This is a genomic window from Streptomyces sp. NPDC045955, from assembly GCF_056430805.1.
Map to the genome: position 1 here is coordinate 64872 of NZ_JBWKKY010000013.1, position 10978 is coordinate 75849.

13 protein-coding genes are annotated in these 10978 nt (G+C 71.9%); 7 read left to right on the top strand and 6 right to left on the bottom strand.

What is annotated here, in order from left to right; all coding sequences use genetic code 11:
• The first annotated feature begins 7 nt into the window (after positions 1-7).
• Both AC07F0_RS26250 and AC07F0_RS26255 read left to right on the top strand, forming a co-directional pair.
• Entirely contained in the window at positions 8-418 is a 411-nt protein-coding gene (locus tag AC07F0_RS26250; protein ID WP_478982356.1) for a DUF742 domain-containing protein, read from the top strand.
• 61 nt (positions 419-479) lie between these two features.
• Positions 480-1091, top strand: coding sequence for a GTP-binding protein (locus AC07F0_RS26255; protein ID WP_478982358.1), 612 nt, complete (start codon positions 480-482; stop codon positions 1089-1091).
• 16 nt (positions 1092-1107) lie between these two features.
• Here AC07F0_RS26255 and AC07F0_RS26260 read toward each other — a convergent pair whose 3' ends face one another.
• A complete protein-coding gene (locus AC07F0_RS26260) occupies positions 1108-1536 on the bottom strand; it encodes a PPOX class F420-dependent oxidoreductase (RefSeq protein ID WP_306969075.1) in 429 nt (142 codons plus the stop codon).
• 103 nt (positions 1537-1639) lie between these two features.
• Between AC07F0_RS26260 and AC07F0_RS26265 the strand changes: the two genes are divergently transcribed.
• From AC07F0_RS26265 to AC07F0_RS26280, 4 genes are all read left to right on the top strand, one after another.
• On the top strand, positions 1640-2053 hold the full coding sequence (locus AC07F0_RS26265; RefSeq protein ID WP_478982360.1) for a roadblock/LC7 domain-containing protein: 414 nt from the start codon (positions 1640-1642) through the stop codon (positions 2051-2053).
• Positions 2054-2179: 126 nt separating this feature from the next.
• Positions 2180-3070, top strand: a complete 891-nt coding sequence (locus AC07F0_RS26270; protein ID WP_478982363.1) for a DUF6397 family protein — start codon at positions 2180-2182, stop codon at positions 3068-3070.
• A gap of 114 nt (positions 3071-3184) precedes the next feature.
• Positions 3185-3328 (top strand): hypothetical protein, encoded by a 144-nt coding sequence (locus AC07F0_RS26275; protein WP_478982365.1) that lies wholly within the window; start codon positions 3185-3187, stop codon positions 3326-3328.
• A 10-nt stretch (positions 3329-3338) separates the two neighbouring features.
• Positions 3339-4124 (top strand): Fpg/Nei family DNA glycosylase, encoded by a 786-nt coding sequence (locus AC07F0_RS26280; protein WP_478982367.1) that lies wholly within the window; start codon positions 3339-3341, stop codon positions 4122-4124.
• A gap of 116 nt (positions 4125-4240) precedes the next feature.
• On the opposite strand, the gene AC07F0_RS26285 is transcribed toward AC07F0_RS26280, so the two are convergent.
• The 3 genes from AC07F0_RS26285 to AC07F0_RS26295 form a co-directional block, all read right to left on the bottom strand.
• A complete protein-coding gene (locus AC07F0_RS26285; protein WP_478982539.1) occupies positions 4241-5137 on the bottom strand; it encodes a DMT family transporter in 897 nt (298 codons plus the stop codon).
• A gap of 118 nt (positions 5138-5255) precedes the next feature.
• Positions 5256-6128: an acyl-CoA thioesterase gene (locus AC07F0_RS26290; protein ID WP_436728256.1), complete on the bottom strand. Its 873-nt coding sequence runs from the start codon at positions 6126-6128 to the stop codon at positions 5256-5258.
• Positions 6129-6165: 37 nt separating this feature from the next.
• Entirely contained in the window at positions 6166-8679 is a 2514-nt protein-coding gene (locus tag AC07F0_RS26295) for a DEAD/DEAH box helicase (RefSeq protein ID WP_478982369.1), read from the bottom strand.
• A 145-nt stretch (positions 8680-8824) separates the two neighbouring features.
• On the opposite strand from AC07F0_RS26295, the gene AC07F0_RS26300 reads away from it, so the two are divergent.
• Positions 8825-9619 (top strand): metal-dependent hydrolase, encoded by a 795-nt coding sequence (locus tag AC07F0_RS26300; RefSeq protein ID WP_478982371.1) that lies wholly within the window; start codon positions 8825-8827, stop codon positions 9617-9619.
• Positions 9620-9646: 27 nt separating this feature from the next.
• On the opposite strand, the gene AC07F0_RS26305 is transcribed toward AC07F0_RS26300, so the two are convergent.
• Positions 9647-9892 carry a type B 50S ribosomal protein L31 gene (locus AC07F0_RS26305; protein ID WP_478982373.1) on the bottom strand — a complete coding sequence of 82 codons (246 nt, stop codon included), beginning with the start codon at positions 9890-9892 and terminating at the stop codon, positions 9647-9649.
• A gap of 29 nt (positions 9893-9921) precedes the next feature.
• Positions 9922-10392 (bottom strand): DUF5709 domain-containing protein, encoded by a 471-nt coding sequence (locus tag AC07F0_RS26310; protein WP_478982375.1) that lies wholly within the window; start codon positions 10390-10392, stop codon positions 9922-9924.
• Positions 10393-10978: the final 586 nt, after the last annotated feature.

Sequence of the window (10978 nt, forward strand, 5' to 3'; positions counted from 1 at the left end):
CCCGCAGATGACCGAGGACACGACGGGCACCCCGGCCGAGCAGGGCAGCCAGTGGTACGACAACGAGGCCGGCCCGCTCGTCCGCCCCTACGCCATGACGGGCGGACGCACCCGGCCCGGCCCCACCGGCGTGCGGTTCGACCTGATCGCTCTGGTCACGCTCGACCCGGCCGCCCCCGGCGTGGACGACGCACTGCTAGGCCCGGAACACCGCAACCTCCTCGACCTGTGCCGTACGGAGACCCAGTCGGTCGCCGAACTCGCCGCGGGCGCGGACCTGCCCGTGGGCGTGGTCCGGGTCCTCCTCGGCGACCTCCTGGAACTCGGCTGCGTCACCGTCAGTCGCCCTGTGCCGCCGGCACAGCTGCCCGACGAGCGCATTCTGCGCGAGGTGATCGCGGGACTGAGGGCGCTGTAGACGCATGACACCACCCCGTACTCACCTCATCCTTTGCCGGCACTCCCGAGAGAAGTGATCAATGGTCTCCGAGCACTCCGACGCAACCGGCGGCGAGACCTCCGCACTGGCGTTGAAGATTCTGGTCGCCGGCGGGTTCGGCGTGGGCAAGACCACCCTGGTGGGTGCCGTCAGCGAGATCCGGCCGCTGCGCACCGAGGAACTGCTCAGCGAAGCCGGCCAGTCGGTGGACGACACCGACGGCGTGGACCACAAGACCACCACGACCGTCGCCATGGACTTCGGACGCATCACCATCCGCTCCGGCCCCGGCCTCTCCCTGTACCTGTTCGGCACACCGGGCCAGGACCGGTTCTGGTTCCTGTGGGACGAGTTGTCACAAGGGGCGCTCGGCGCGGTGGTCCTCGCGGACACCCGGCGCCTGGAGGACTGCTTCCCCGCGGTCGACTACTTCGAGCACCGGCGCATCCCCTTCGTCGTGGCCGTCAACTGCTTCGCGGGTGCCCGGCACCACGGCGCCCCGGACGTCTCACGCGCCCTCGACCTCGACCAGGGCACGCCCGTGGTGCTGTGCGACGCCCGTGACCGCGACTCGGGGAAGGAGGTGCTGATCCGGCTCGTCGAGTACGCCGGGCGGATGCACACCGCCCGGCTCCTCGACTCGGTCGGATGACCGGGGTGTCTCTCTGTCAGTCCGCGACGTCCCGCTCCGCCAGGACCCTGTCGATGGCGACCCGGACGAGGAGTTCGCCCGGGACGCCGTTGCGGGCGCCGAATTCCTCGGCGCGCTCCTCGCCCATGTACCGGGCGCCGATGCGGGTGGCCCAGTGCCGTATCTCGTCGAGGTCCTCCGAGACACGGGCGCGGCCCCGCACGACCACGAAGGAGTACGGCGGCCGGTCGTCGTCCACGCACAGGGCGACCCGGCCGTCACGGATGAGATTGCGCCCTTTCACGGTGTTCTTGCCGGTGTTGAACACCAGCTCGTCGCCGTCCAGGACGAACCAGATCGGGGCCACGTGCGGGCTCCCGTCGGCCCGGACCGTGGAGAGCTTTCCGGTGCGGGTGCCGTGGGAGACGAACTCCCGCCATTGCGCGTCGGTCATCTTCTCTGCCATGGCTCCCATCCTCCTTGCCCCGACCGCGGTCGTGGGGAAGGCTGGCGTGGAGATCCTCCGGCCAGGAGGAGAATCGCACGGGGAGAAAACGGGGAGATCGGAAATGGCGCAGAACCAGGGACTGGACTGGCTGCTGGACGACCTGACCGAGCGCGTCCACCAGGTGCGGCACGCACTGGTCCTGTCCAACGACGGCCTGGTGACAGGGGCGAGCACCGGACTGCGCCGCGAGGACGCGGAGCACCTCGCGGCCGTGTCGTCCGGACTGCACAGCCTGGCCAAGGGCTCGGGGCGGCACTTCGGCGCGGGCAGCGTACGCCAGACGATGATCGAGTTCGACGACGCGGTGCTCTTCGTCACCGCGGCCGGCACGGGCAGTTGTCTGTGCGTCCTCAGCGGCGCGGAGGCCGACATCGGCCAGATCGCCTACGAGATGACTCTTCTGGTCAACCGGGTCGGCGAGCACCTCGACGTGGATGCGCGCCAGCCCGAACGGAAACCGGAAACAGGCTCCTGACCTGCGCATTCGTCATCCCCTGCGGAGTTATCCACAGGCTCGCCACGAGATCCGCCGAAGCGGCTACGGTTTTTTTCACGGCGACCGCACACGGCGTGAGCCGCTGACTCCACGGGGGAGACCGACATGTCAGGCACCATCGCGAAATCCGGCCGCCTCACCTGCGCCCCGAGCCGGGCCGCCCGCGAACTCGAACTCAGGCGAGGGGAGTTCGACCTGGCGGTGAATCTCGGACTCATTCGGACCATCCCCGACGAAGGAGGCGGAGGCCGACGCGTTGCCCGCGCCGAGATCGACCGGCTGTGCGCCCAGGACGGCTTCCCGGACGCCTTGCGCGAGCGCGTCGCGACCGCGGGCAGCCATGAGGGCGCCGAGATCATGGGCGTGACGCCCACCAGGTTCACGAGCCTCGCGCGCTTCGGCCTTCTCGTGCCCGTCCGCTTCTACCTGAACCGCTACCGCACCGTCGTCTGGCTCTATCTGGCCGAGGAACTACGGCAGTTCGCCGCCGAGAAGAGCAACGCCCGGCTGCTGACCGGGCGCATGCCCGCAGAAGTGCGGGACGCGATGAAGGCGAAGCTCGACCGGCGGCCCCGCAACTGGCGAGGACGGCACATCGGGTTCCTGCTGCGGCAGGCGGGCAACGACCCGTGGGCGCACGCGGCGGCCGTCGCCTGCCTCCTCGACCCGGCCGATGTGGCGGACGTCGTCGAGGACCCGCACGAGCGCGACCACCTGAACCGCTGCCGCCCCCGGCTCCCGGCACACGGCGCGCCCGGCTCACCCGCCGCCGAGCGGGCACAGGAGCTCATGACGGCGAGCGAGCCGGACGAGGTGGCCTGGTTCCGCGCGGACCTCGCCCACACGATGGAAACGGCCCGAAGGCAACACCCGGCACCACGCCCGTCCCCCGAACCGGCCCTACAGCAGGAGGACGGCCCGGCAGCCTCGGACCACACCCCTTCCCACGGCCTCCTGGGCTGGCTGCGCCGCAGAAGCCGGTGGCCTACGGGATGACCCTGTCCACCCCCTGCCGGGGGCGGCGCGCGCCCCGCTGTCCGCCCGATGAGCGATGAGTTTCCGGATGCGTCCCGGTCCGACCTGTGAGGAGACTGGGACCGGGAGGCGATCATGTTCGGTACGACGAAGGCGTTCAGCGGGTTCTCCGTGGACGACATCGAGGGGGCGGAGGGTAGCTTCCGCGGCGGCGGTCCGCTGATCGCGTGGTTCACCGACCCGGCGGGGAACGTGCTGCCCGTCCTCCAGGAAACCTGACCCGCCGGTCATGCCCGAGCTGCCCGATGTCGAGGGCTTCCGGCAGGTGCTGGAGTCCTGCGCCAAGGGACGGGTCGTGCGGCGAGTCGAGGTACGGGATGCGGGCGTCCTGCACGGCGTCGGGGTCCGGGGCCTGCGTGACGCGCTGGAGGGACGGCGGTTCGGCACGCCGGAGCGGCACGGCAAGTGGCTGCTCGCCCGCACCGGCGGCCCCACCCTCGTGCTGCACTTCGGTATGACGGGCCGACTGGTCTGCCAACGTCCCGAGGATCCCGTCGAGGCTCACGACCGCGTGCTGTTCACCCTGAGCGGCAACCGTCAGCTGCGCTTCCGTGACCAGCGCAAACTCCAGGGCCTGTGGCTGGCCCACGACGACTCCGATCTCAACCGGCTGCTTCGCCGGCAGGGGCCCGACGCTATGGCGGTGGACCGCGCGGAGTTCGACGCCGTGCTCTCGTCGCGCCGCGGCCACCTGAAGACCGCGCTCACCGACCAGTCCGTCCTGGCCGGCCTCGGCAATCTGCTCGCCGACGAGATCCTGTGGCGCGCCCGGCTGCGCCCCGACCGCCGGGCGCGGGAGCTCACCCAGGACGACCGGCGTCGCCTGTACAGCGAGATGCGCAGAACTCTGCGGTCCGCCGTCGACGCGGGGTGCGTGCCGCCGCGGGAATCCTGGCTCACCGGGCACCGCGACGACCCCGATCCCAGATGCCCGCGCTGCGGCAGCGGCCTGCGGCGGTCCCGGATGGCGGGGCGTGGCACGGTGTGGTGCCCGCGGTGCCAGCCGAACGGGTGATCAGGCGGGGGACGGGCGGCCCCCGGTCACTCGCCGGGGCCAGTCCGCCGGCTGCATCGCCCGCGCGGTGCGGCCGGTGTGCGCCTCCACGGTCCCCGATGCGGCGACCAAGGCTCTCAAGGCACTCCCGCCGTCCGGTGTTCCTCGTCCGGTGCCACGAGGGACTGTGTGAACGGAATCCGCGCCAGGGCGAAGACGCCCGCGGCGATCAGCGCGACACCGAACAGCTGGGGCAGCAGCCACCACCCGGTCCGGACCGTCTCCTCGTACAGCAGGATGCCGAGGGCGAGACTCACCAGCGCGTCACCGAGGGTGAGCGCGGGCTGCGAGGCGACCAGCGGGCCCGCCTGCATCGCGTTCTCCAGGAGGAACAGCGCGCACACGCCTGCCGCGGCGAACGCGTAGGTCTGCCAGGCGGTGAGGAAACCCACGAGTCCCTGCTCGTCGAGGATGTGGATGGCTGTCTTCATCAGCGCCGCGGTCACCGCGTAGCTGATCGCCGTCGCGGCACCCAGACACGCCGCCCGGGCCCGGCCCTCCGGGCGCCGCAGGGCGGCGACAGCGAGGCCGGCGACCGCTCCCGCGCACACGGCGAGGGCGGGGACCCAGCGGTCCAGCTCCACATGGGTGCGATTGCCGGCGGGGGAGGCGGCGGCGAGCGCGACCGCCAGGCCGGCCACCACCACCGTCACGGCCAGCCAGCCCGTGCGGGGCAGGTGCCGGTGCATCAGCAGCGACGCGACGATGAGGGTGAGCGGCAGCTCCAGCACGAACAGGGGCTGCACGATCGTCAGCGGCCCGGTCGCCAGCGCCAGCGCCTGACAGACGGCGGCGGCGATCACCGCGCCGATGCCGGCCAGCCACACGGGCCTGCGCAGCAGGTCGGCGATCAGCCCGGCCCGGAGCCCCTGGGAGCGCGGCACGGTGAGCGCCGCCTTGCGCTGCAACACCGTCGCGACGGCGTTGCTGAGGGCGGCGCAGACCGCGAAGACAACGGGGAGCACGGTGTGCAGCGTGGCCACCTCCCGGATCGGCGGGCGTATGACGCCGGCGGTGCCTCCTCCTGCCATGGTCACCGGAACCGGACACGTGCGCGATCGGAGCCGCGCGTCCCCCCTCGCGCTGGGAGTATCAGCCCAGCTTCCTGAACAACCCCTCCTGCACGACCGACACGACCAGCCGGCCCTCACGGTCGTAGATCCGGCCCCGGGCCAGACCACGCCCGCCGACCGCGATGGGCGACTCCTGGTCGTACAGCAGCCAGTCGTCCGCGCGGAAGGGGCGGTGGAACCACATGGCGTGGTCCAGCGACGCCATGTCGAAGCCCCGCGGCCCCCACAGCGGCTCGACCGGGATGCGGACGGCGTCCAGGAGGGTCATGTCGCTGGCGTAGGTGAGGGCGCAGGTGTGCACGAGCGGGTCGTCGCCGAGCGGCCCGACCGCGCGCATCCACACGGCGCTGCGCGGCTCGGCGTCCGCGACCTCGTCGGTGGTCCAGCGCAGCCGGTCCACGTAGCGGATGTCGAAGGGCTGGCGGCGGGCCATCCGCTCCAACTGCTCGGGCAGCGCGCCCAGATGCTCGCGGATCTCGTCCGTGACCGTGGGCAGGGACTCCGGGTCCGGGACCTTGCGGGCCGGCGGCAGCTGGTGTTCGAAGCTGCCCTCCTCCGGCCTGTGGAAGGAGGCGGTGAGATTGAAGATCGTACGGCCCTGCTGCACGGCCGTGACGCGGCGGGTCGTGAACGACCGCCCGTCGCGCACCCGCTCGACCTGGTAGACGATCGGCACGCCCGGGATGCCCGGGCGCAGGAAGTACGCGTGCAGTGAGTGCACGGGTCGGTCGCCGTCCGTGGTGCGGCCAGCGGCGACCATGGCCTGGCCGGCCACCTGGCCGCCGAAGACCCGCTGGAGGGACTCCTGCGGGCTGCGGCCACGGAAGATGTTGACCTCGATCTGCTCCAGATCGAGCAGGTCGACCAGTCTCTCGGCCGGGTTCGTCGTCATGGGTGGGATTCTCCTGTGCTCGCTGCTGCCGGGACGTTCACAGCTGGCCGACGTCGGTGACCCGGACGACCGCGCGCCCCTCCGCGTCGGAGGCCGTGAGGTCGACCTCCGCGCTGATGCCCCAGTCGTGGTCGCCGTTCGGGTCGTGGAAGATCTGCCGGACCCGCCACAGGGCGTTCTCCGGCTCCTCCTCGATGATCAGCAGCTTGGGGCCGCGGGCGTCGGGGCCGGTGCCGAGGTCGTCGTACTCGTCCCAGTACTTGTCCATCGCCTCGCCCCAGGCGTCGGCGTCCCAGCCGGAGTCCGCGTCCATCTCGCCCAACTCCTCGACCTGGTCGAGGGCGGCCAGCTCCACCCGGCGGAACATGGCGTTGCGGACCAGGACGCGGAAGGCGCGCGCGTTGGCCGTGACCGGCTTGACCTCGTCGGCCTTCTCCTGGGCCTCCTCGGCGGTCATCTCCTCCGGGTTGGCGAGCTGCTCCCACTCGTCCAGCAGGCTGGAGTCGACCTGGCGCACCATCTCGCCCAGCCACTCGATCAGGTCCTGCAGGTCCTCGGACTTGAGGTCGTCCGGGACGGTGTGGTCGAGGGCCTTGTAGGCGCTGGCCAGGTAGCGCAGCACGATGCCCTCGGTGCGCGCCAGCTCGTAGTGGGACACCAACTCCGTGAAGGACAGCGCCCGTTCGTACATGTCCCGGACCACCGACTTCGGCGACAGCGGATGGTCGCCGACCCAGGGGTGGCTCTTGCGGTACGTGTTGTACGCGTGGAAGAGCAGTTCCTCCAGCGGCTTCGGGTACGTGATGTCCTGGAGCCGCTCCATGCGCTCCTCGTACTCGACCCCATCCGCCTTCATCTGGGCCACGGCCTCGCCGCGCGCCTTGTTCTGCTGGGCGGCGAGGATCTGCCTCGGGTCGTCCAGGGTGGACTCCACCACGGACACCATGTCGAGCGCGTACGACGGCGATTCGGGGTCCAGCAGCTCGAACGCGGCCAGCGCGAACGTGGACAGCGGCTGGTTGAGCGCGAAGTCCTGCTGGAGGTCGACCGTGAGGCGGACGACGCGGCCGGTCGCGTCCGGCTCGTCGAGCTTCTCGACGATGCCGCCGTCGAGCAGCGAGCGGTAGATCGCGATGGCCCGGCGGATGTGCCGCAACTGCTGCCCCCGCCCCTCGTGGTTGTCCTCCAGCAGGTGGCGCATCGCCTCGAAGGCGTTGCCGGGGCGGGCGATCACCGACAGCAGCATCGTGTGCGTCACCCGGAACCGGGAGGTCAGCGGCTCCGGTTCGGAGCCGATGAGCTTCTCGAAGGTCTGCTCCGACCACGCCACGAAGCCCTCCGGGGCCTTCTTGCGGACGACCTTGCGGCGCTTCTTCGGATCGTCACCGGCCTTGGCGAGCGCCTTCTCGTTCTCGACGACGTGCTCGGGCGCCTGCGCGACGACGAAGCCCTCCGTGTCGTAACCGGCCCGGCCTGCACGCCCCGCGATCTGGTGGAACTCCCGGGCGCGCAGGGTGCGCACGCGGGTGCCGTCGTACTTGGTGAGGGCCGTGAACAGCACCGTGCGGATGGGCACGTTGACGCCCACGCCGAGGGTGTCCGTGCCGCAGATGACCTTCAGCAGGCCGGCCTGCGCGAGCTTCTCCACCAGGCGGCGGTACTTGGGCAGCATGCCGGCGTGGTGGACGCCGATGCCGTGCCGGACGTAGCGGGAGAGGTTGCGGCCGAACTTGGTGGTGAAGCGGAAGTTGCCGATCAGCTCGGCGATCTGCTCCTTCTCCTCGCGCGAGCACATGTTGATGCTCATCAGCGCCTGCGCCCGCTCCACAGCCTGCGCCTGCGTGAAGTGCACGATGTAGACGGGCGCCTGCCGGGCCGCCAGCAGGTCGGTGAGCGTCTCCGTGAGCGGCGTGTAGCGGTACTCGTAGGACAGGGGCACGGGCCGGGTCGCCGAGCGGACCACCGCGGTCGGGCGGCCGGTGCGGCGGGTGAGGTCCTTCTCGAAGAAGGACACGTCGCCGAGCGTCGCCGACATCAGCACGAACTGCGCCTGCGGCAGCTCCAGGATCGGGATCTGCCAGGCCCAGCCGCGGTCGCCCTCCGCGTAGAAGTGGAACTCGTCCATCACGACCTGGCCCACGTCCGCCTGCTTGCCGTCGCGCAGCGCGATCGACGCGAGCACCTCGGCGGTGCAGCAGATCACGGGGGCGTCGGCGTTGACGGACGCGTCGCCGGTCAGCATGCCGACGTTCTCCGTGCCGAAGATCTTGCACAGTTCGAAGAACTTCTCCGACACCAGCGCCTTGATCGGGGCGGTGTAGAAGGTGACCTCGTCCCGGGCCAGCGCGGCGAAGTGCGCGCCCGCCGCGATCATGCTCTTGCCGGACCCGGTGGGCGTCGACACGATCACGTTCGCGCCGGAGACCACCTCGATCAGCGCCTCCTCCTGGTGGGGGTAGAGCGTGAGACCCCGCTCACCGGCCCACGACTCGAAGGCTTCGTACAGGGCGTCGGGGTCGGCGGTCCGCGGCAGCTGATCGATGAGGGTCACGTCCCCCATCTTGCCTGGCCTCCGGCCCGATGCGGGAATCGGCTGCGGACGCGAAGATCGCGAACGCTACGCTGTGTCGCCGACGGGATGTCAGCGCGCCGGTCAACTGGACAGCGGTACACGAGGAATGGGGCGGGCCACGCCGATGATGGGACCAGCACACTCACTGTCGGGCGCCGCCGCCTGGCTCGGCGTCGGTGCGGCGGCCGCCGCGGCCGGGCGCCCGATGCCCTGGCCGGTCCTCCTCGTCGGCGCCCTGATCTGCGCCGGTGCCGCGCTCGCCCCGGACCTCGACCACAAGGCGGCCACCATCTCCCGGTCCTTCGGACCGTTGTCGCGCTGGTTGTGCGAGATCGTCGACAAGCTGTCGTACGCCGTCTACAAAGCCACCAGGAAACAAGGTGACCCGCGTCGCTCCGGCGGGCACCGGACGCTCACGCACACCTGGCTGTGGGCGGTCCTGATCGGTGCGGGCACCTCGGCCGTGGCGATCACCAGCGATCGCTGGGGGGTGCTGGCGATCCTCTTCGTGCACCTGGTGCTGGCCATCGAGGGCCTGCTGTGGCGGGCGGCGCGCGGCTCCAGCAGTGACGTCCTGGTGTGGTTGCTGGCCGCGGCCACGGCGTGGATCCTCGCGGGCGTCCTGGACAAGCCGGGCAACGGCGCGGACTGGCTGTTCACGGCGCCGGGGCAGGAGTACCTCTGGCTGGGGCTGCCGGTCGTGCTGGGAGCGCTGGTGCACGACCTCGGGGACGCGCTCACCGTCTCGGGCTGCCCGGTCCTGTGGCCCATACCGGTGGGGCGCAAGCGCTGGTACCCGGTCGGGCCGCCGAAGGCCCTGCGGTTCCGCGCGGGCAGCTGGGTCGAGCTGAGGGTGCTGATGCCGGTGTTCATGCTGCTCGGCGGGGTGGGGTGCGCGGCGGCGCTCAACGTCATCTGAGCGCCGGCCGGGCCGCAGGAGACGGGTTCAGCGGCCGCCGTAGCGGCGCTCGAACGCGGCGACCCGGCCCTCCGAGTCCACCGTGCGGGCCTTGCCCGTGTAGAAGGGGTGGCTCTCCGAGGAGATTTCCACGTCCACGACCGGATAGGTCTCGCCGTCGTCCCACTCGATGGTCTCGTCGCTGGTCGCGGTGGACCGGGTCAGGAACGCGTAACCGGCGGCCCGGTCGCGGAAGACGACGGGGTGGTAGTCGGGGTGCTTGTCCTGCTGCATGGATGCTCCTCGCGGCTCGGGCTTTGTGATCAGCCGGACAGGGTGTCCTCGTCGACGATGTGCACGGCTGCCTCCTCGGCCGACGCCGCCGCGCCGTCGATGCCCACGTCCATGGCGACCAGTGCGCTCTCCTCGTCCTCGTGCGCACCCTCGTCGGGGGCGACGAGCCGGCCGGAGCGGGCGGCGCCCACCTCGTTGTCCAGGAGTTCCCCGTCGGTGCCCTGGCAGTCCCCGAGCCCGTCACCGTCCGGGGCGACGGGCTCCGGCAGCTCCTCGGCGAGCCGCTCGTCCAGCGTCTCGCCCTGCCGCCGCTCCGCCGCGGTGACGCCTCTGTGCTCCACGGCCCAGGGGCGCTCGGGAGGGGACCAGCCGCGGTCGAGGGGATCGTCGACGCCGTCGTACTCCAAGGTGTCCTCGACGTCGAGCAGCCCCGTGTCCTCTCTCTGCTCGGATGGTTCCGGCTGGTAGACGTCGTCTCCCCAGCCGTCGGAGCTCTTCACGGGTACCTCCAGGGGGTGGGGCGGGCCCGTTCACACCGGGGCCCGCGCCGGGCCGCCACACGGAGCACTGACGCCGCCCGCCGCCGAACCGCTGCCGCGGTTCCCGGGCGTTTCCCCGAGCCGGTGCCTGACTCCAGCCTTCCACCCCGGCTCGGGACCGCGCAACGCCACGGAACGCCTCCGGCGGTCAGCGGGCAGGGGGCGTGACCGACCCGGGGCCGGCGCCCGGCCCACGGCCCGCGCCGCCCGGGACCGGCGCCTGGCCCTCGGCCTGCGCTCGGGCCGGGTCCCGCATCGGGCCGCGGCCCGTGCTCGGCCGGGTCCCGCATCGGGCCGCGGCTCGCGCTTGGCCCACGGCCCGCGCCGCCCGGAACCGGCACGTGGCGCCCGGCCCACGGCCCGCGCTCGGACCGGGACCCGCATCGGCCCGCGGCCCGCGCCGGCCCGCGGGCCCGCTGTTCCGAAACCCGGGCCGCCCGGGCCCCGGGCCGCGTCTGGGCCCCCGGCCGAGCCGGGTGCCGCGCCGAGTCCGGGCCTTGCTCCGCGCCGCGTCTGGGCCCCCGGCCGAGCCGGGTGCCGCGCCGAG

Bases quoted from the DNA above. Each gene is read 5' to 3' on its own strand.
- AC07F0_RS26255 (WP_478982358.1), top strand. From the start codon at position 480: ATGGTCTCCGAGCACTCCGACGCAACCGGCGGCGAGACCTCCGCACTG.
- AC07F0_RS26270 (WP_478982363.1), top strand. From the start codon at position 2,180: ATGTCAGGCACCATCGCGAAATCCGGCCGCCTCACCTGCGCCCCGAGC.
- AC07F0_RS26260 (WP_306969075.1), bottom strand. From the start codon at position 1,536: ATGGCAGAGAAGATGACCGACGCGCAATGGCGGGAGTTCGTCTCCCAC.
- AC07F0_RS26275 (WP_478982365.1), top strand. From the start codon at position 3,185: ATGTTCGGTACGACGAAGGCGTTCAGCGGGTTCTCCGTGGACGACATC.
- AC07F0_RS26305 (WP_478982373.1), bottom strand. From the start codon at position 9,892: ATGCAGCAGGACAAGCACCCCGACTACCACCCCGTCGTCTTCCGCGAC.
- AC07F0_RS26250 (WP_478982356.1), top strand. From the start codon at position 8: ATGACCGAGGACACGACGGGCACCCCGGCCGAGCAGGGCAGCCAGTGG.
- AC07F0_RS26300 (WP_478982371.1), top strand. From the start codon at position 8,825: ATGATGGGACCAGCACACTCACTGTCGGGCGCCGCCGCCTGGCTCGGC.
- AC07F0_RS26290 (WP_436728256.1), bottom strand. From the start codon at position 6,128: ATGACGACGAACCCGGCCGAGAGACTGGTCGACCTGCTCGATCTGGAG.
- AC07F0_RS26265 (WP_478982360.1), top strand. From the start codon at position 1,640: ATGGCGCAGAACCAGGGACTGGACTGGCTGCTGGACGACCTGACCGAG.
- AC07F0_RS26280 (WP_478982367.1), top strand. From the start codon at position 3,339: ATGCCCGAGCTGCCCGATGTCGAGGGCTTCCGGCAGGTGCTGGAGTCC.